Here is a 20,110-nt window from a genome sequence, read left to right on the forward strand (position 1 = left end):
TTTGTGTTGGAAGCCTCGATAATCAGGCAGCGCGGCGATAGCCTTGGCCGCCACCCACGTCTCCACCGAGGCGGAACTTTGACAGGATTTCGGTGAGCTGGCGGCTTTCGGATGCAAGCACCTGGCTTGCCGCCGTGGTTTCTTCCACCATGGCCGCGTTCTGCTGTGTCATCTGGTCCATGTGGTTGACGGACGTGTTGATTTCGCCAAGCGCTGCGGACTGTTCGCCGGCCGCCCGTGCAATCATCGCCACGTGCTCGTTCACCCGGTTGACCAGATCCTCGATCTCCTTCAGCGCATCGCCGGTGGACAGGACCAGCGTCACGCCGCCCTTCACCTCTTCGGCCGACGTATTGATCAGCGTCTTGATCTCCTTGGCGGCATTGGCCGAACGCTGGGCAAGCTCGCGAACTTCCTGCGCAACGACGGCAAAACCACGCCCCGCCTCGCCGGCACGGGCGGCCTCGACGCCGGCATTCAGTGCCAAGAGGTTGGTCTGGAAGGCGATCTCGTCGATCACGGAAATGATCTGGCTGATCTTCTGCGAAGACTGCTCGATGCGGCCCATGGCGTCGATCGCGTCGCGCACGATACCGCCGGAACGGCCGGCGCTGACCTTGGTTTCCGACACCATACGGGTCGCCTCATTGGCGCGGTCCGTGGAGGTGCGCACCGTCGTGGTGATTTCCTCAAGCGCTGCGGCGGTTTCTTCCAGCGAGGCCGCCTGCTGTTCGGTGCGGCGGGCAAGCTGGTTGGAGGCGGTAGAAAGCTCACCGGAATTGTCGGTGATCGTGCCGGCGGCGGTCCGCACGTTTTCCATCGTGGCGCGCAGCGTCGCCATCGTCGTGTTGACGTTGTCCTGCAACTCGGCAAAGGCACCCTGGAACTGTCCGCGCATATCCTGCGTCAGGTCCTGCTCGGCAAGGGCTGCCACGACGCGGCGCACTTCGGTCACGCCGAAATCGACATTTTCAACGAGTTCGTTGACGCTAGCGGCAAAACGCTTGAGGTCGGCATCGTCATAGGACTTGCTGATACGCTGGCTGAAATCACCGGCGGCAGCCGCGGCCACGATACCGCTGATCGAGACCTGCAGATCCTTGCTCTGGCGGTTGAGGGCTGCTTCCTGCGCTTCCATCGCCCGCATCTGGATTTCGTTGGCGCGAAACACTTCGAGCGCACGCGCCATTTCGCCGATTTCGTCCAGGCGATCCGTATCGGTCACCGGCTGATCGGTGCGGCCCTTGGCCATTTCGCTCATGACCCCCGTCATACGCCGGATCGGGCCGGCAATGTCGCGCCGCGCAATGAGAAGGCTGAGCGCCACGCCAAGTGCGATGCAGACAGCTGCCGTGATGGCAAGGATCATCACCGTCGTCTGCGATTCGTCGATGGCGCGACCACGCGACTGCGACAGCGTCTTTGCCGAATAGGTGCTGTAGACCTTGACGGCGGCGGTCACCGCCTTCTGACCGTCGAGCGCCTTGTTCAGGGCTGCGGCCATCAGCTTGGGATCCTTGGCCGCATCCGTCGCGGCAACCTTCACCATGTCGCGGATGCTGTCGAAATAGGCGTTGAGGCTGGTGCGGATATCGGCGAGCTGTTTCTGTTCTTCGCTATCGGCGGTCGCTGCAATCTTCGGCAGACGCTCCAGCATTTCCTTGGAGCGCTTTTCCGTTTCGGCGGCAAAGTCAGCAGACTTTTCCGGCGCCAGCGCCAGCTGATAGGTCATGCGGCTGATGGCGATGATGTCGACGCGCAGGTCCATCGCCTCGCGGGCAACCTCTTCGCGCTGGCCGGTATCCTTCAGCGAGGAGCCGAGCATGAAGAGGCCTTGCGTACCGACCGCCGCAATGGCTGCCGCCGCCACGCCCATCAAGCCGACAACAAGGCTGATCTTTTTCAGGATTGATAGGTTCTTGATTTTCACGGGACGTGATCTCCGACGGACAGGACAACAATCGCCGTGCCTCACGAAGCGCAGGTTCACTTCATGAGACAAGGCTTATATGGAGAAATTCTAAGATTCGAACGTTAAAGATTTGGGTGGAGAACATTGTGGATTATCGCGCAAAGCTGGCGTCCGGGATGCATTTGCCGTGACGGGAGGCTGAAACATCACACCAAACGGCAGCGACAACCCCTTGAGTTTCCTCAGCGATTTATTTCTCCCCGTTTTCCACAGCTTACAGACACAAGATCTTGTGGTTAAAAATCCGTTGCAAACTACGGCTTGACGAATCTATAGGTTCGGCCGAGATTGAATTCCATGTTGCGGCGGCGACTGAACCGGAACTAACGAGGCCGGTTCTTCATGCGCAAAATCACCCCTTCCGTCTGTTGGCGGCCTGCCATGAAGGCATGCACGCGACGCGGTCTCTGTGTGTCGTTTTGCGCCTCGTCTCGACAAAATGCGCTGGTGGACAAGTGTCGTTTATACTATATTTAGTGTTTACAGACATCATAACCACCAGATACAGGTCGCCATCCCAGCGATGGTTTGCCACATGGCATGAACACGCAACGGCCGACGGTTGAAGCTCAACCGCCGCGGATGAGATTTTTTGCGCCTTTCTACGGCGCACAGCGAGGACGAGAGAGATGCGCATAGAACGTCGATTTACCAAGCCTGGCCACGGTGCCTATGCGGACATCCCCTTCCGTAAGGGGATCAGCGAAATCCGCAATCCGGATGGCTCCATCGTTTTCCGCCTGGCCGATATCGACGTGCCCGCGCAGTTCTCGCAGGTCGCCACCGACGTTCTCGCGCAGAAATATTTCCGTAAGGCCGGCGTTCCGAAGTTTCTGAAGAAGGTTGAGGAAAACAACGTTCCTTCCTTCCTCTGGCGCTCGGTTGCCGATGAAAAGGCGCTGAAGGATGTGCCGGAAGGCGAACGTTACGGGTCTGAAACCGATGCGCGCCAGGTGTTTTCGCGTCTCGCCGGCACCTGGACCTACTGGGGCTGGAAGGGCGGCTATTTCTCGTCCGAAGAAGATGCCTCCACCTTCATGGACGAACTGTCCTACATGCTCGCCACCCAGCGCGTTGCGCCGAACTCGCCGCAGTGGTTCAACACCGGCCTGCACTGGGCCTATGGTATTGATGGCCCCGGCCAGGGCCATTTCTACGTCGACCCCTTCACCGGCAAGCTGACGAAGTCGAAGTCGGCTTACGAACATCCGCAGCCGCATGCCTGCTTCATCCAGTCCGTCGAGGACGACCTCGTCAACGAGGGCGGCATCATGGATCTGTGGGTGCGTGAAGCGCGCCTGTTCAAGTACGGCTCCGGCACCGGCTCCAACTTCTCCTACCTGCGCGGCGAAGGCGAAAAGCTGTCGGGTGGCGGTCGCTCGTCGGGCCTCATGTCCTTCCTGAAGATCGGTGACCGCGCAGCCGGCGCCATCAAGTCTGGCGGCACCACGCGCCGTGCGGCCAAGATGGTCGTTGTCGACATCGACCACCCGGATATCGAGGCTTACATCGACTGGAAGGTGAAGGAAGAGCAGAAGGTTGCCGCCCTCGTCACCGGTTCCAAGGTTGTTGCCAAGCACCTGAAGGCCATCATGAAGGCCTGCGTCAATTGCGAAGGCGATAACGAAGCTTGCTATGACCCGAACCAGAACCCGGCCCTGAAGCGCGAAATCAAGGCCGCCAAGAAGGACCAGGTTCCGGAAAACTATGTGAAGCGCGTCATCCAGTTCGCCAAGCAGGGTTATAAGGATCTCGACTTCAAGACCTATGACACGGACTGGGATTCGGAAGCCTATCTCACGGTCTCCGGCCAGAACTCCAACAACTCCGTCTCCCTGAAGGACGACTTTTTGCGCGCTGTCGAAAACGACGGCGACTGGAACCTGACCGCCCGCAAGGACGGCAAGGTGATGAAGACGCTGAAGGCACGCGATCTCTGGGAAAAGATTTCCTACGCCGCCTGGGCCTCTGCCGATCCGGGCCTGCACTTCAACACGACCATGAACGACTGGCACACATCGCCGGCGGCCGGTCCGATCCGCGCGTCGAACCCGTGCTCGGAATACATGTTCCTCGATGACACGGCCTGCAACCTTGCCTCGCTGAACCTCCTGCGCTTCAAGGATGCCAAGACCAAGAACATCGACATCGCCGATTACGAACATGCCGTTCGCCTGTGGACCGTCGTGCTCGAAGTCTCCGTGATGATGGCGCAGTTCCCGTCGCGCCAGATCGCTGAACGCTCCTACGAATACCGCACGCTCGGCCTTGGTTATGCCAATATCGGCGGTCTGCTGATGTCCTCGGGCATTCCCTACGACTCAACCGAAGGCCGCGCCATCGCCGGCTCGCTGACGGCGATCATGACCGGCATCTCCTATGCCACCTCGGCTGAAATCGCCTCGGAACTTGGCCCCTTCCCGGGCTTTGCGCCGAACCGCGAGAACATGCTGCGCGTCATGCGCAATCATCGCCGCGCAGCTTACGGTGAAGCGACCGGCTACGAAGGCCTTTCGGTCAACCCGGTTCCGCTCATCCATTCGGAAAACCCGGATCAGGATCTGGTTGCCCATGCCAAGGCTGCCTGGGACAAGGCGATCGCACTTGGCGAAGAGCACGGTTACCGTAATGCCCAGACGACCGTCATTGCCCCGACCGGCACGATCGGCCTCGTCATGGATTGCGACACGACCGGCATCGAGCCCGATTTCGCGCTGGTAAAGTTCAAGAAGCTCGCCGGTGGCGGTTACTTCAAGATCATCAACGGCGCCGTGCCGGAAGCGCTTCGCACGCTCGGCTATTCGGAAAGCCAGTTGGCCGAGATCGAGGCCTATGCCGTTGGCCATGGCAACATCAACCAGGCCCCCGGCATCAACCCCGGTTCGCTGCGCGCCAAGGGCTTTTCCGACGAGAAGATCGAGGCGATCAACGGCGCCACCAAGGCGGCCTTCGACATCAAGTTCGTGTTCAACCAGTGGACGCTCGGCGCCGACTTCCTCAAGGACACCCTGAAGGTTTCCGACGAGCAGCTCGCCGACATGAGCTTTAACCTCTTGGAACATATCGGCTTCTCGAAGAAGGACATCGAGGCTGCCAATATCCACGTCTGCGGTGCCATGACGCTGGAAGGCGCGCCTTTCCTCAAGAACGAGCATCTGCCGGTGTTCGATTGCGCCAACCCCTGCGGCAAGATCGGCAAGCGGTATCTGTCGGTGGAAAGCCACATCCGCATGATGGCGGCTGCCCAGCCCTTCATCTCCGGTGCCATTTCCAAGACGATCAACATGCCGAACGAGGCAACCGTCGAGGATTGCGGTTCCGCCTACATGCTCTCCTGGAAGCTGGCGCTGAAGGCCAACGCCCTTTACCGCGATGGCTCCAAGCTGTCCCAGCCGCTCAACGCCTCGCTGATCGAGGATGAGAACGACGACGATGCGCTGGAAGAGCTGCTTCAGCAGCCGCAGGCAGCACAGGCCGTGACGATCACCGAAAAGATCGTCGAGCGGGTGATCGAACGCGTCACGCGCGAGCGGGAAAAGCTGCCGAACCGCCGTCAGGGTTACACCCAGAAGGCCAATGTCGGCGGCCACAAGGTCTACCTGCGCACCGGTGAATTCGGCGACGGCCGCATCGGCGAGATCTTCATCGACATGCACAAGGAAGGTGCCGCCTTCCGTGCGATGATGAACAACTTTGCCATCGCCATCTCGCTCGGCCTCCAGTACGGCGTGCCGCTCGAAGAGTTCGTCGAAGCCTTCACCTTCACGAAGTTCGAACCGGCCGGCATCGTGACGGGCAATGACGCGATCAAGAACGCCACGTCGATCCTCGACTACGTGTTCCGCGAACTTGCCGTCTCCTACCTCGGCCGCCACGATCTGGCCCATGTCGATACGTCCGACTTCTCGCAGACGGCGCTTGGCAAGGGCATCCAGGAAGGCAAGACCAACCTCGTCTCCACCGGCTGGACGCGCGGCTACAAGCCGACGCTCGTCTCCGGCGGTTCCGAGCGCCTCGCCGCCAACGAACCGAAGGGTTCGGCAACGGCAGCCCCCGCCAAGGCATCCTCCGGCGGCAACGTAACGGCGTTTGCGGGCTCCGCCGCCCGCAAGCTTGAAACCACGCTTGCCATCTCGACGTCTGAAGTCGTTTCCTTCAAGCGTGACTACGAAGAACGCGCCAAGGAACTGGTCGAAGAGATTGCCGAGGAAGCGCTCGCCGACGAAAGCCAGCAGTCCGCCACCGCCCTCTTCTCCGACAAGGCCGAGGCAGACGCCGCCGCCGCCAAGGCGGAAGCCAAAAAGAAGGAAGCCGACCGCCGCATGCGCTCCATCGCGCAAGGCTACACGGGCAACATGTGCTCCGAGTGCCAGAACTTTACGATGGTGCGCAACGGCACATGCGAGAAGTGCGACACGTGCGGCGCAACGAGCGGGTGCAGCTGAGGACCAACTAAAAACTCAAGAAGATTGAAAATAGATCTTAATTGAAATGAAGCCAGACGCATTCCGCAAACATGCGTCTGGCTCATATTGAAATCAATTGAGTTAATATTCCAGCGTACTATTTGGCCCTTAATAACAATGCTACGGCAGTCTGGTGGAAGACCATGATGAAGGGCAGCAAAAAATGGATTTATTTATCAATCACAGCACTTTTATGTTTAATAATTTTTTTCTCATTTTATTTGGACAGCCCACTATTTTTCCGAGAAAGCTGGTGCTATGGCGAAAATGACCAGTGCTTGCGCGAATGGATAGCAGCGCTTGGTAGCTGGGCGGCTGTGGCGGCTGCGGTGCCCACACTCATTTACTTGTCAAAACAGATTAGCGACGCACGCGGTCACCACCGTGAAAAACTCCGCTTACAGCAGCAACGGTCGTACGCAATTGCGCGCAGAGCCGAAGTAGCTGTGAAGAGAACCGAGTGGCGCTTAAATCAATTGATAGACGCAATAGAAAACAAAGATTACATCACAACTATTCGAGAGCTTCGATGTCAGTTCACTGATTTGATGGCACATTTAAGATCCCCCGAATTTTCCGCGTTTGAAAAAAATTTCGGACCACCAGATTATGATGATCTCAACAATCTCCTAGATCAATTGAAGCTTGCAGAAGATGCAATCGAAACCCTAAACATAAAATTTGGCCCGGACGACACCATCGATTGCGAGGAGAATAGTATAAATTTCGTTAGGTATAATGCAGAATTCACTCAATCATACCTAAAAAACTGCAAGACTATGATAGCCGCTTCTATTGAAGAATACCGCGCACTCGCACCAACCGACCTGGAAACCCGCCGCTGACATCAGACAATTGCGCGGCACCGCGCATGCCCCATGTCAAAGTCATCCGCCGGGCCTTCCGCCTGATGCAGGAAGAGTTTTCCGCACGTTACCACATCCCGCTCGGCACGCTGTGCGATTGGGAGCAGGGACGTTCCGTGCCCGACCAGACGGCACGCGCCTATCTGAAGGTGGTTGCCGTCAATCCCGATGGGACGGCGCAAGCACTTGCGAAGGGCGCGGCGTGATCGTCGGCGTTTAAGCCAGTTCGCCCTCTCTGCCCTACCGGCTGCCGGGGTCAGCAGCACGAAGGCACGACGCCGGCAGAAAATGTCACAAACGCCCCTACCCCTCCAGCAACCCCGCCGGAACCGGCGCGTCGTCGTAACCGCCATAAACAGACTGGTCGAACGGAATAACCGCTCCCGTCATCATGCCGCTGTCGTCAGAAGCCATCCAGAGCACGGTGCGGGCCACTTCCTTCGGGTCGAGAATGCGGCCGAAGGGTTTTGTCGCGGCCTTGCGGTCGATGAAATCGGGGTCGCCGGTTTCCGACAGGATGAGCTTGCGTTCGTGGTCTGAATTCATCCAGCCGATATCCAACTGGTTCACATGAATGCGGTGGCGCATCAGCGAGAAGGCGGCGTTGCGAGTGAGCGTCGCAAGCGCGCCCTTGGAGGCCGAATAGGGGGTGAGGAAGGGCTGCCCCGCAAGGCTCGACATGGAGCCAATATTGACGATCCGGCCCTCGATACCGTCGCGGATCATTAGTTTCACCGCATCCTGCATGAGGAAGAACGGCGCGCGGGTATTCACCGCAAACATCCGGTCAAAAAGCTCTGGCGTGGTGTTCAACAGATTGCCGCGATCGGTGAGCCCGGCGGCATTCACCAGAATATCCACGCGGCCGAACACACGGTCCGCTGCAGAAATGACGGTGCGCACCGCCTCGATGTCGGCAAGGTCGGCCGCCACCATCTGCACCGGCACGCCCGTTTCGCCGGTGATGCGGTCGGCCACCGCCTGCCCCTTGTCCGCATCGCGGCCCACGATGACGATGCCGGCCGCACCGGCTTGCGCAAACTGTTCGGCAATGGCGGCACCCACCCCCTGCGTGCCGCCCGTGATAACGGCGATCTTGCCTTCAATCCGGCTCATGGTCTCTCCTCCCGTTTTTTGATGCGTCCTCAGCAAGGCAATTGTTGCTCAGACGTGCGCCTCCCCGCGCCCGTCTGAGCCCCAAAGGAACTTAGCCCTTGCCTTCCAGCCCCGTTGCCACCACCGACACGCGGAAACGGCCGTCGAGATTGCGGTCGAAAATGGCGCCGACGACGATGTCGGCTTCGTCCTGCACCTCGTCACGAATGCGGCTGGCGGCCTCGTCCACCTCAAACAGCGTCATATCCGAGCCGCCGGAGATGGAGATCAGCACACCGCGGGCACCATGCACGGAGATATCGTCGAGCAACGGGTTGGCGATGGCGGCTTCCGCAGCCTTCATCGCCCGGCCCGTGCCTTCCGCTTCGCCGGTGCCCATCATCGCCCGGCCCATGCCGCGCATGACGGATTTCACGTCGGCGAAATCGAGGTTGATCAAGCCTTCCTTGACGATGAGATCGGTGATGCAACCAACGCCGGCAAACAGCACACGGTCGGCGGTCATGAAGGCATCGGCAAAGGTGGTTTTTGCGTCAGCAATACGAAACAGGTTCTGGTTCGGAATGACGATGACAGTATCGGCTGCCAGCCGCAGCGCCTCGATGCCGGCCTCGGCCGTCTTCAGCCGGCGGTTGCCCTCGAAGGAAAAGGGCTTGGTGACGACGCCGACCGTCAGGATGCCGGCAGCGCGCGCGGCTGCGGCAATCACCGGTGCGGCACCCGTGCCGGTGCCGCCACCCATGCCGGCGGTGACGAAGCACATGTGCGAGCCGGCGAGATGATCCATGATCTCGTCGATGGATTCTTCTGCTGCCGCACGACCTACTTCGGGTAGCGAGCCGGCGCCAAGGCCTTCCGTGACATGCGCGCCAAGCTGGATGCGGCGCGAGGCCTTGGAGGTGGCGAGCACCTGCGCATCCGTATTGGCGGCGATGAATTCCACGCCCTCGAGATTCTCCGCGATCATGTTGTTGATCGCGTTGCCGCCGCCGCCGCCAACCCCGATGACGGTGATATGGGGCCGCAATCCGGTAACGCCGCTCCTGGCATTGCTCATGGTATTCTCCTGTTATGCAGAGCTTGCAGCCCGGCGCTTGCGCCGTCCGCCCTTGTCACAGGCGCAGACGGCACTTCAAATCCTGATGAAACGCGTCGTGCTGTCCAAAAGACCGGCGCCGGGAAACGGGCCGATGCTGTCGGGCCGACGGCGAATCGACGCACACATTAGCATGGCCAAGGCGGCAAAGCCGGGGCGAAGAGAGACGCCTGCGCAGATGTTTTTCCTGCCCCGCCTGCCGCTTGCCGTCGGTTGATCCTTCAGCACATGCCTGCACGACGCCAAACAAAAATGGCCTCCCCGGACCTGGGGAAGCCATATCTTTTTTTGCCCAGTCGCGCGGCGACTTAGAACTTGTAGTTGAGGCCAGCTTTCACCGAATGGTCATGCAGGTCCCGCTCGGAGGCGACGCCGCTGGCGAAGCTGCGCACGTTCGGCGTGCCGGTGTAGTTATATTCCACCCTGGCGGAAATATTGGAGGTGAGCTTCTGCTCAACGCCGGCACCGACGATATAACCGGGCTTCCAGCCATCCGGGCCGGAGACGTCACCATTATCGCGGAAGTTGGTCATGGCAAGGCCCGCCGTGCCATAGATCAGCGTCTGGTCAAGCGGCATGCCGACCTTGCCTTTGGCGGCCAGACGGTGACGTTCCTTCAGGTTGCCGCCGTTCACCTTCACTTCTGTGTCACCCATGTAGGAGGCTTCCACTTCACCGCCGACAACCGCACGGCCAACCGTGGTGTTGTAACCGGCCTGCACACCGGCTGCGACGCCGTTATTGCCGGAGAAGGGGTTGAGCTTGGGCATTGCGACGCCGCCATGCGCACCCACATAGGCGCCGTCCCAGCCGGACGAAACCGACGGTTCGTTATAAGCCGGCGGCTCCGAATAGGGGGCAGCCAGATCGGCAGCGGACGCAGCCGTTGCAAAGGCGGTGGTGGCGGAAAGAGTGGCGAAAAGCGCCACGGCAAAAGGCTTCGAGGTCATATTTTACTACTCCATACACAGCCTGCGTGTGGCGAATGCGCAGGCGATACATTCAGCTGTCGCCACGAGATCAGAAGACGGCGGCGCCCCGTTTACCGCACGTCGATCCCGCACCAAAGGTACCTTTCATTCGCATGAATTCATAAACATTCCATTAACCGTCCAGCCTGCACTTCCGTGCCGAAGGGACAGGCCTCGCCGTGCATTTTAGCTAAATCGCATTCACAATCAGGGGTTTGCCTTGAGGTAGGCGATCACGTCATCGATCTGCGACTGAAACCAGAATCCGTAAAAGCGCATCTTCGTGCCCGGCAGCTTTTTGGCGGGGCTGGCGAGAAAGGCCGAAAGCGCCGCCTCATCCCAGACAAGCCCTGCGGCACCGGCCTCCTGCATGGCCTCAGAATAGGCATAACCGGGCACACTGCCGGCACGTCGCCCCACGACACCCTTCAGGTGCGGGCCAAAGCCGTTGCTGTCACTGTCCACCGCATGGCAGGAGGCACATTGCTGAAACGTGCGGCGGCCCTTTTGCGCATCGGCAGCAGAGGCCGGAGCGGCAAGACTGAAGGCGGCCACTGCGATCGCCGGCAGCGCCACGCGTGCAAGGAGAGATGAGGACAGACGAGAAGGATTAGACATGGCGACAACCTTATGAAGGCATCGCCGGACGCGGCAAGAGGCCCGTTTGATCTCGACCATATCACGTCCGGGCTTTACGCCCCGTGAAAGGCGCCTGCCGCCGTTAAGGGCGTCAGGCACCCGCATCTTCGGGAGGGACTAAAACTCAGGCACTCATCCGGTCTGCCACCACACGCCAGTTGACCAGCTTGTCGAGGACCGCGCGGATGTGTTCGGCCTTGCGGTTTTCATAGTCGAGGTAATAGGCATGTTCCCATATGTCGATGCCGAGCAGTGCCGGCCGTCCGAAGGCCAGCGGATTGTTGCCGTCCTCATAACCAACAAGCGCTAACGCATTGCCTTCATCTCGTGTCAGCCATACCCAGCCGGTGCCAAAGACTTCGTCGGAGACCGTTACCGCGCGGTCGATGAACCCATCATATCCGTCGAATGCCGCATCGATTGCCGCTTTCGCATCGCCGTCCGGCCTTGCCGGTCCACCCGGAACGAACTGGTCCCAATAGGCCACATGGTTGAAGGCCTGCGCCGCATTATTGAAAATCTTGGCATCGTCGCTCGTCTTGGCAGAAGCCTGCACGATACCCTCCAGATCCATGTCGGCATAACGCGTTCCGGCGGCAAGTGTGTTCAGCTTGTCGAAATAACCCTTGTGATGCTTGCCGTAATGCAGGCCAACGGTACGGGCGGAAATGACCGGCGCCAGTGCGTCCTCCCCGAACGGCAGCGCCGGCTGGGAGATCGGCAAGGCCGCCCTTGCAATAGGCGGGGCTTGCAGAACGGTGGCGGCTGCCGTCACCGCTGTGGCCGTCAACATGGTGCGTCGGGTTATTTGCATCGAAACCTCCTCTGATGCTTCCTGGGCTGTGATAGAACAGCGCGCATCCGGCGGTGTTTCTTCACCCTTGCGTTATCGGCAGCCGCAAGAGGTAGGGTTTCGTAAGCTCAGAGATTGATTCAAGCGGTTGCCGCATCGATTCATCCGATGGGTTCAAGCTGCTGTAAGAAAAGGGGTTTCGCCATCTCGGCGCAAAGAAAAGGCCTTGTCCGGCAGGGGAAACGGGACAAGGCCTGAAACGACTGGAGATCAAATTCTTGTTGTTATCGGCTGTGGTGGATCACAGCCATGGCCGCCCGGGCGGGGAAATCCTCTGGCGACACGTCTTGTTCGCTCTGTTAACGAATAAGTTGCCACCCGGTTCCACCAAGCCTTAACTTCCTCGCCCTACCCTTGGCCGCGCACAAAAATCAGGGAGACAAGCATGGCAGGCCCCGCATTTCGCTTCACGCATTTTGACCTCAGCATGCAGCGCCCCGGCACGGTGATCGAGGTGACGCTGTCGGCCGTCAACAATGTCCGGCTGATGACGGCGGTCAACTACCAGCGTTTCACGGAAAAACTCGATTTCAAATTCGTTGGTGGCGTTGCGAAAAAATCGCCCATCCGGCTCACCATTCCCGAAGGCGGCCATTGGCATGTGGTGGTGGATTGCGAAGGTCACCACGGCCTTGCCGATTCAGCGGTGAAAATGATCGCCGCCCCGTCCGCCGGCGGTGTTATCCCGGCGCAGAAGAAGGCATCCTGACAACACGACGTCAGGCCCCGCCCCGCTCGCGGCGCAGTTTTGACCACCAGTCGAGCCGCTTGCGGATCTCGCGCTCAAAACCCCGCTCCGGTGGATCGTAAAATACCTGCCGGCCGAGCTTGTCGGGAAAATAATCCTGACCGGAAAACGCGTCCGGCTCGTCATGGTCATAACGATAGCCGTCGCCATACCCTTCGCCCTTCATCAGCTTGGTTGGGGCATTCAGGATGCGCTTGGGCGGCAGCAGCGAGCCGTTTTCCTTGGCAGCCCGCATCGCCGCCTTGAAGGCGACATAGACGGCATTGGATTTGGGCGCTGTCGCGAGATAGACGCAAGCCTGCGCCAGCGCCAGTTCCCCCTCGGGCGAGCCCAGGTAATCATAGGCATCTTTTGCGGCATTGCAGATGACCAGCGCCTGCGGATCGGCAAGGCCGATATCCTCCACCGCCATGCGCACCAACCGGCGTCCGATATAAAGCGGGTCCTCACCGGCATCGAACATGCGCGCGAGATAATAAAGCGCGGCATCCGGATCGGAGCCGCGCACGGATTTATGCAGGGCAGAGATGAGGTTGTAATGCCCGTCCTGCGCCTTGTCATAAACAGGCGCGCGGCGTTGCACGATCTGTGCCAGGCCCTGGCTGTCGAACACTTCCCCCTCGCGCGCTGCGCGCCACACTTCCTCGGCAAGCGTCAGCACGGCGCGGCCATCGCCGTCAGCCATCCGCACCAGCGCAGAGCGCGCCGCCTCATCCAGCGGCAAGGGTTTCTGCTCCACCTTTTCGGCGCGCAACAGAAGTTCACCGAGGCTCTCGTCGTCATGCGCCCGGAAGGTCAGCACGCGGGCGCGTGACAAAAGAGCGGCATTCAGCTCGAAGCTCGGATTTTCCGTCGTGGCGCCGACTAAGATTACGGTGCCGTCTTCCATGACAGGCAAAAAACTGTCCTGCTGGGCGCGGTTGAAGCGATGGATCTCGTCGACGAAAAGCAGTGTCTGGCGCCCGTCCATGCGCCGAAGTCGGGCCGTCTCAAAGACTTTCTTGAGGTCAGCCACGCCGGAAAAGATCGCCGAGATCTGCTCAAACGCCAGCCCCGCCTCGCCGGAGAGAAGCCGCGCAACCGTTGTCTTGCCGGTGCCGGGTGGCCCCCAGAAGATCATCGAGCCGAGCGAGCCTGCGTCAATCATGCGGCGAAGGGCACCATCGGCGCCCGTCAGGTGCGGCTGGCCGGTCACCTCGGCAAGCGAGGTCGGGCGCAGCCGGTCTGCAAGCGGCCGCCCTGAAGCGACCGCAGCGGGCATGGTCTTCTGGAACAGATCGCCACTCATCGGAAGAACTGACGGATGCGCTGTCCGTCACGTTCGATTTCAACCCGCCAGAGGTTCGGATCGCTTCCGACCAGTGTCTGGAGCACCTTGGTGGAGGAGACCGCATCGCCATTCAGCGAGATCACGATGTCACCCGGCTGGAAACCCAGGCGGGCAGCGGGAGAATTGCGCACCACCTCTGCCACGACGACACCGGTCTTGTCTGTGGGCAGGCGCAGTTCTGTCGCAAGCTTTGGCGAAAGATTGGCAACCTTCAACCCGGCAAACGGGTTGCGCCCCTCAATCAGCCGCTCGTCGCGCGGCACCGTCTCCGGCGCCGTGCCGAGCGTCATGGTCAGCTCCCGCTCACTGCCGTTCTGCGACACCATGAGGCGGGCGGATTTGCCAAGCCCGGCCGTTGTCAGGCGGTACCAGAGCGCATCGGGATGTTCCACCGCAATGCCATTGACGGACGTGATGACTTCGCCCGGCTTCAGCCCAGCCTTGTCCGCCGGACCGCCTTCCGTGACACCGACCACCAGCGCGCCGCGGGCTGATTTCAACCCCAGCGCCTCAGCCACTTCCGAGGTGACCGGCTGGAAGGTTGCCCCGACATAGGGCTTTTCAAAGCTCTTTTTGCCCTCTTCGGCCGCGGCCACGAAAACTTTGACGAGATTGGCCGGAATGGCAAAACCGATGCCGTTCGAGCCACCGCCGCGCGAAAAGATCGCGGTGTTGATGCCGATCAGCTCACCGCGCATGTTCATCAGCGCGCCGCCGGAATTGCCGGGATTGATCGAGGCATCGGTCTGGATGAAAAAGCCGACATCGCCGCTCGACACCTGGTTTCGGGCAAGCGCCGAAACGATGCCGCTCGTCACCGTCTGGCCAACGCCAAAGGGGTTGCCGATGGCCAGCACCAGATCGCCCACCTCCACGGCATCGGAATTGCCAATGGCAAGCACGGGAAACTCCTGCTGCCCCTTGATCTTCAAAACGGCAAGATCGATGTTTTCGTCCTTCAGCAGCACTTCGCAGGGAAACTCGCGGCCATCGGGCAGCGCGATCTTGATGTCGTCGGCGCCCTGGATGACGTGGTTGTTGGTGACGACAAGACCATTATGCGAGACGATGACGCCGGAGCCCAGCGACGACTGCTTTTCCGAACGGTTCGGCATGCGCTGGCCAAAAAACTGCTCGAAGAAGGGGTCGCCGGCAAACGGGTTCTGTCGCTGCACAACACGCTCGGCATAGACATTGACGACGGCGCCCGACGTCTGCTTGACCAGCGGCGCAAAGGAAAGCTGCATTTCCGGCCGGCTCTGCGGCAAGGTCTTGTCCTGCGCGAAACTTTGCGACGGCAGAACAAGCGACAGGGCCAGAAGGCAGAGGGAGATGCTTTTCGGCATGCTCAGCATGTGATTCCTCACTTTGAAGGGTATGATGACTTCTACCGACAAACGCTAGAAATGAAAGGTGGCCGAAAATGGGGAGGCAGCGGGCCTGAATGCTGCATCTGCATTAAACTATGTTCATGTGAGGAAGACATAGAACCAGACCTTCGAAAGACCAGACGATCGCTCGTCATTGCGCAGCAGTTGCGCGCTGCTTTACGGCCTTGCTGCCCCGCCGCTCGCCGTGCCTGCATTTTGGCGGGAACCATTTGGTTCCAAAGCCGTAGTGGGGGTTCATGGAGACTAATTTGATGATGACGATCCGCTTGTCCCACACCTTTGCCGCCGGCGCACTTGCGCTTTCCAGCCTCACCCTTGTTGCTCCCGCACCGGCTTTTGCCGCAAGCTTCGATTGCCAGAAGCCCGATCTCTCCGGCGGCGAAAAGGTGATCTGCGAGGACCGGTCGCTGAACGATCTCGACGTGAAGATGGTCACCACCTTCGACATCCTGACATCGCTGATGGCGATGGGAAACCGTGACCAGCTGAAGGACGAGCAACTGGCATGGCTGAAGAAACGCCAGGCCTGCGAGGCCGACGCCGCCTGCATCCGCGCCGCCTATGAGGAGCGCATGAAGCAGCTGGAAGAGGCGACAAAGTCGCTCATCCGCCCGATCTGAACAGCGTGAGAGGGGGCAGCGTAACGGCTGCCCCCCACTCCTCATCCCGCCTTCCGGCGATTGCCCAGATAGATCAGGCAGAGCGCTGCGGCAAGCAGCGCAATCGAGGCATAACGGCTGGCATCCAGTGGAATGACGCTGTTGCCGAACCAGCCGAAGTGATCGATCAGGAGGCTCATGGCAAGCTGACCGGTAATGACTGCAACCGTTGCGGCCGCAATGCCGACGCGCGGGACCGCAACGACATTCACCAGAATATAGATCACACCGAACAGTGCGCCGATCAACTGCCATTTTGGCGCGGTAAAAAGGGTCATCGCATGCGGTGGCTCAAAGAAAAAGAACAGAAGGAAACATACCGCCGCCCCAAGCACAAAGGTCAGCCAGGCGGTTTCCATCACGCCTGCGGCCTTGCCGAGCCGCCCGTTGATGGAGGATTGCGCGGCAAGCGAAACACCACCGGCCAGCGCAAGAAAAGTAACCAGCACGAAAATCATCGATTGAGTATCCCGAGAGCCAGAAGAATAAGGACGAGCGCCGAAAGGCGGTATCGGTCGATCGACTGTCGCGGCGTGCCGAACAGGCCGAAATGGTCGATGGCAAGGCTTGCCGCCACCTGCCCGCAGAGAATGCCGACCATGGTTGTGCCAACGCCGATCACCGGCGTCGCAATGGTCAGCACGATCACGTAGACGGGCCCGAGAATGCCGCCGGCGAGCAGCCATCGAGGCTGCGCAAGGAGCCTCGGCAGGCTGCGCTGCGGGGCAAAGACCAACGCCACCGACAAGAGCAGCCCGCCGACGAGAAAGATCGACAGTGCCGCGGCCGTATGACCGACTTCCTCGCCAAGCGGCCCGAGCAGGCCCGCTTCGACGGACAGCCCCATGCCGGACGCGACGACAAGAAGAAGAATGAAAATTTGGCCCATCAGGCGGCCTCCGTTCTGTTGAAGGAGCCGCAGATAGGCTAATGTCGACAGCGCAACAATGACGTCAAATTGCAAAAGATAATTGTGCGATGAGCAACGAACTCACTCTCCTGTCGCTGCGCCTGTTTGTTGATGTGGCAACGACCGGCAGCTTTACCGAAAGTGCCAGACGCTGCGGCTTGCCGCCCTCTTCCGTCTCCCGCCACATCCAGGGTCTTGAGCATCTGCTGGGTCAGCGCCTGCTGTTTCGCCACACACGCGCGGTGACGCTGACGGAGGCAGGTGCTGCCTATCTCCTTGAGGTACGCGATCTCATCGCATCGCTCGATCTGGCAACCGAGCGGGCAAGCGGCGGGGCTGCGGGTGCGCCGCGCGGGCTGCTGCGCATCAATGCGCCGATCGCCTTCGGGCGCCGCCATGTGGCACCGCTGCTTGCCGATTATCAGGCGCGTTACCCTGAGGTGGAGGTGGAACTGACGCTGTCGGATGCCTTCCACGATCCGGTGGCCGAGGGTGCCGACATCACCATCCGCATCGGCATGCTGAAGGATTCAAGCCTCAGCAGCCGAAAGCTCACCGCCCAGCATTATGTGCTCTGTGCCTCGCCCGCCTATCTCGCCAGCCACGGTCGCCCGCAGGTGCCTCTCGAGCTTAACGCTCACAACTGCCTTCTCTACAAGGGCATCAGCGGCGCGCAGAAATGGTATTTTCGCTCAGGCACGGCTGCCTTTCAGGCCCATGTCGTCAGCGGCAACTTGACCAGCAACAATGCAGAAAGCCTGGTGGAGGCCGCCCTGCAGCATCAGGGCCTTGTTCTCTTCCCGACCTGGCTCCTGCACGACCATATCGACAGCGGCCGTCTGGAGGTGCTGATGGCCGACCACGAGGCCGCCATCGACACTACCGTTCACGACATTCACCTGATCTATCCGGAAAATCGCCTCAGATCCCTCAAGGTCCTGTCGTTTCGCGACTACCTGATCGAGCACATCGGCACGCCTCCCTATTGGGACCGAACGCCGGGTGCCGGGCAAGACGCATGAAAAAGCCCGCCGGATCGCTCCGGCGGGCCAATATCAAATCAGAACCGTCAGATCCGGATCATTCCGGCAGGATGCGCACGGCACCCTTGTCGGCACTGGAGGCGAAGGCCGCGTAAGCCTTGAGCGCCGTCGTGACATTACGCTTGCGCGGGGCAACCGGCTTCCAGCCGAGCTTGTCCTGCTCGGCACGGCGGCTTGCCAGATCGCTGTCCTGAACCAGAAGGTTGATCGTGCGGTTCGGAATATCGATCTCGATCATGTCGCCTTCGCGTACCAGACCGATCGCGCCGCCATTGGCCGCTTCCGGCGAGGCGTGGCCGATGGAGAGGCCCGACGTGCCGCCGGAAAAACGACCGTCGGTGATCAGCGCGCAGGCCTTTCCGAGACCCTTCGACTTCAGGTAGCTCGTCGGATAGAGCATTTCCTGCATGCCCGGGCCGCCCTTCGGGCCTTCATACCGGATAACGACGACATCGCCGGCCTTCACCTCGTTGTTGAGGATTGCCTTGACGGACGCATCCTGGCTTTCGAAGACGCGCGCCGGGCCGGTGAATTTCAGGATCGATTCGTCAACGCCCGCCGTCTTTACGATGCAGCCATCAAGCGCGATATTGCCGTAGAGTACCGCCAGGCCGCCATCCTTGGAGAACGGCTTTTCGACCGAGCGGATGACGCCGTTTTCGCTGTCGGTATCCAGATCATCCCAGCGCGAGGACTGCGAGAAGGCAACCTGCGTCGGCACGCCACCCGGTGCTGCCTTGAAGAAGGTGCGCACGGTTTCCGAATTGGTGCGGGTAATATCCCAGCGGTTGATGGCATCGCCAAGCGTTGCCTCATGCACCGTCTTGCAATCGGTGTTGAGAAGGCCGCCGCGTTCCAGTTCGCCGAGAATACGCATGATGCCGCCGGCCCGGTGGACGTCTTCCATGTGAACGTCCTGCTTTGCCGGCGCCACCTTGGAAAGGCAGGGCACGCGGCGCGACAGGCGGTCGATATCGTCCATGGTGAAATCGACGCCGCCTTCATAGGCCGCCGCCAGGATATGCAGAACCGTGTTGGTCGAGCCGCCCATGGCGATATCGAGCGTCATGGCGTTTTCGAAAGCTTCCTTGGTGGCGATCGTGCGCGGCAGAACGCCGTCATCGTCCTGCTCATAATAACGGCGGGCGAGATCGACGATCAGGTGGCCGGCCTCGACGAACAGGCGTTTGCGATCCGAATGGGTGGCAAGCGTCGAACCGTTGCCGGGCAGCGACAGGCCGAGCGCTTCGGTGAGGCAGTTCATCGAGTTGGCGGTGAACATGCCCGAGCACGAACCGCAGGTGGGACAGGCCGAACGTTCGATTGCCTGCACATCCTCGTCGGAATATTTCTCATCAGCAGCCGCCACCATGGCATCGACCAGATCGAGCGCCACGGTCTTGCCATGCATGACGACCTTGCCGGCCTCCATCGGACCGCCGGAGACGAAGACGGCCGGGATGTTGAGGCGCATGGCTGCATTCAACATGCCGGGCGTGATCTTGTCGCAGTTGGAAATGCACACCATCGCATCGGCGCAATGCGCGTTGACCATATATTCGACCGAGTCGGCGATGATCTCGCGCGACGGCAGCGAATAGAGCATGCCATCATGACCCATGGCGATGCCGTCATCGACAGCAATCGTGTTAAATTCCTTTGCAACGCCACCGGCCGCCTCGATCTCGCGGGCCACCAGCTGGCCGAGATCCTTGAGGTGGACGTGGCCCGGCACGAACTGCGTGAAGGAATTGACCACGGCAATGATCGGCTTGCCGAAATCGCTGTCCTTCATGCCCGTGGCGCGCCAGAGACCACGGGCGCCCGCCATGTTGCGGCCATGGGTCGTCGTTCTCGAACGGTATGCAGGCATGGTGTTTTCCTCAGGTCTTGAATTTATCCGGGCATGGCCGCTTTGTCGGCTTGAAAGCCCTGCTTTTAGGCATTTCCTAGCGGAAATGACCCACTCTGTCACTATCAGGACAGGCCAAAGCGGTACGCCTGCGCAGGCCTGGGGCATCACGAGAACGTGGCCGGGCAAATCTGCGTA

General features: G+C 60.3%; 17 protein-coding genes. 6 read left to right on the forward strand and 11 right to left on the reverse strand.

Annotated elements, in window-relative coordinates:
* Positions 1-22 precede the first annotated feature (22 nt).
* Positions 23-1,930, reverse strand: coding sequence for a methyl-accepting chemotaxis protein (locus AC4CWH_RS08875; RefSeq protein WP_491321262.1), 1,908 nt, complete (start codon positions 1,928-1,930; stop codon positions 23-25).
* 671 nt (positions 1,931-2,601) lie between these two features.
* Between AC4CWH_RS08875 and AC4CWH_RS08880 the strand changes: the two genes are divergently transcribed.
* From AC4CWH_RS08880 to AC4CWH_RS08890, 3 genes are all read left to right on the forward strand, one after another.
* Positions 2,602-6,417 (forward strand): vitamin B12-dependent ribonucleotide reductase, encoded by a 3,816-nt coding sequence (locus AC4CWH_RS08880; protein ID WP_491321263.1) that lies wholly within the window; start codon positions 2,602-2,604, stop codon positions 6,415-6,417.
* A gap of 164 nt (positions 6,418-6,581) precedes the next feature.
* Positions 6,582-7,283, forward strand: a complete 702-nt coding sequence (locus tag AC4CWH_RS08885) for a hypothetical protein (protein WP_491321264.1) — start codon at positions 6,582-6,584, stop codon at positions 7,281-7,283.
* A complete protein-coding gene (locus AC4CWH_RS08890) occupies positions 7,241-7,510 on the forward strand; it encodes a helix-turn-helix domain-containing protein (RefSeq protein ID WP_491321392.1) in 270 nt (89 codons plus the stop codon). Before AC4CWH_RS08885 ends, AC4CWH_RS08890 begins: the two co-directional genes overlap by 43 nt.
* A 97-nt stretch (positions 7,511-7,607) precedes the next feature.
* Here AC4CWH_RS08890 and AC4CWH_RS08895 read toward each other — a convergent pair whose 3' ends face one another.
* From AC4CWH_RS08895 to AC4CWH_RS08915, 5 genes are all read right to left on the reverse strand, one after another.
* Positions 7,608-8,420, reverse strand: coding sequence for an SDR family oxidoreductase (locus tag AC4CWH_RS08895; protein WP_491321265.1), 813 nt, complete (start codon positions 8,418-8,420; stop codon positions 7,608-7,610).
* A gap of 91 nt (positions 8,421-8,511) precedes the next feature.
* Positions 8,512-9,477 (reverse strand): cell division protein FtsZ, encoded by a 966-nt coding sequence (gene ftsZ, locus AC4CWH_RS08900; RefSeq protein WP_491281705.1) that lies wholly within the window; start codon positions 9,475-9,477, stop codon positions 8,512-8,514.
* Positions 9,478-9,824: 347 nt separating this feature from the next.
* Positions 9,825-10,466, reverse strand: a complete 642-nt coding sequence (locus AC4CWH_RS08905; RefSeq protein ID WP_491281706.1) for an outer membrane protein — start codon at positions 10,464-10,466, stop codon at positions 9,825-9,827.
* Between the two features lie 228 nt (positions 10,467-10,694).
* Positions 10,695-11,105 carry a c-type cytochrome gene (locus AC4CWH_RS08910; protein WP_491321266.1) on the reverse strand — a complete coding sequence of 137 codons (411 nt, stop codon included), beginning with the start codon at positions 11,103-11,105 and terminating at the stop codon, positions 10,695-10,697.
* Positions 11,106-11,250: 145 nt separating this feature from the next.
* Positions 11,251-11,940 (reverse strand): superoxide dismutase, encoded by a 690-nt coding sequence (locus tag AC4CWH_RS08915; RefSeq protein WP_491321267.1) that lies wholly within the window; start codon positions 11,938-11,940, stop codon positions 11,251-11,253.
* 424 nt (positions 11,941-12,364) lie between these two features.
* Here AC4CWH_RS08915 and AC4CWH_RS08920 point away from each other — a divergent pair, with 424 nt between their 5' ends.
* Positions 12,365-12,688, forward strand: coding sequence for a DUF1883 domain-containing protein (locus AC4CWH_RS08920; protein ID WP_491281709.1), 324 nt, complete (start codon positions 12,365-12,367; stop codon positions 12,686-12,688).
* Between the two features lie 10 nt (positions 12,689-12,698).
* Here the strand turns inward: AC4CWH_RS08920 and AC4CWH_RS08925 are convergent, their stop codons facing one another.
* Together AC4CWH_RS08925 and AC4CWH_RS08930 are read right to left on the reverse strand one after the other, a co-directional pair.
* A complete protein-coding gene (locus tag AC4CWH_RS08925; protein ID WP_491321268.1) occupies positions 12,699-14,015 on the reverse strand; it encodes a replication-associated recombination protein A in 1,317 nt (438 codons plus the stop codon).
* Positions 14,012-15,412: a DegQ family serine endoprotease gene (locus tag AC4CWH_RS08930; protein WP_491281711.1), complete on the reverse strand. Its 1,401-nt coding sequence runs from the start codon at positions 15,410-15,412 to the stop codon at positions 14,012-14,014. Before AC4CWH_RS08930 ends, AC4CWH_RS08925 begins: the two co-directional genes overlap by 4 nt.
* Before the next feature lie 287 nt (positions 15,413-15,699).
* Between AC4CWH_RS08930 and AC4CWH_RS08935 the strand changes: the two genes are divergently transcribed.
* A complete protein-coding gene (locus AC4CWH_RS08935) occupies positions 15,700-16,068 on the forward strand; it encodes a lysozyme inhibitor LprI family protein (RefSeq protein WP_491281712.1) in 369 nt (122 codons plus the stop codon).
* Positions 16,069-16,109: 41 nt separating this feature from the next.
* On the opposite strand, the gene AC4CWH_RS08940 is transcribed toward AC4CWH_RS08935, so the two are convergent.
* Both AC4CWH_RS08940 and AC4CWH_RS08945 read right to left on the reverse strand, forming a co-directional pair.
* Entirely contained in the window at positions 16,110-16,565 is a 456-nt protein-coding gene (locus AC4CWH_RS08940; protein ID WP_491321269.1) for a DMT family transporter, read from the reverse strand.
* Positions 16,562-16,996 carry a DMT family transporter gene (locus AC4CWH_RS08945; protein ID WP_491321270.1) on the reverse strand — a complete coding sequence of 145 codons (435 nt, stop codon included), beginning with the start codon at positions 16,994-16,996 and terminating at the stop codon, positions 16,562-16,564. The genes AC4CWH_RS08940 and AC4CWH_RS08945 overlap by 4 nt, the downstream gene beginning before the upstream one ends.
* An 89-nt stretch (positions 16,997-17,085) precedes the next feature.
* Between AC4CWH_RS08945 and AC4CWH_RS08950 the strand changes: the two genes are divergently transcribed.
* Complete coding sequence (locus tag AC4CWH_RS08950; protein WP_491321271.1) at positions 17,086-18,039, forward strand: LysR family transcriptional regulator; 954 nt, start codon at positions 17,086-17,088, stop codon at positions 18,037-18,039.
* A 58-nt stretch (positions 18,040-18,097) separates the two neighbouring features.
* Here AC4CWH_RS08950 and ilvD read toward each other — a convergent pair whose 3' ends face one another.
* Positions 18,098-19,933, reverse strand: coding sequence for a dihydroxy-acid dehydratase (ilvD, locus tag AC4CWH_RS08955; protein ID WP_491321272.1), 1,836 nt, complete (start codon positions 19,931-19,933; stop codon positions 18,098-18,100).
* Between the last annotated feature and the right edge of the window lie 177 nt (positions 19,934-20,110).

The organism is Neorhizobium sp. PAMB6716, from assembly GCF_058242805.1.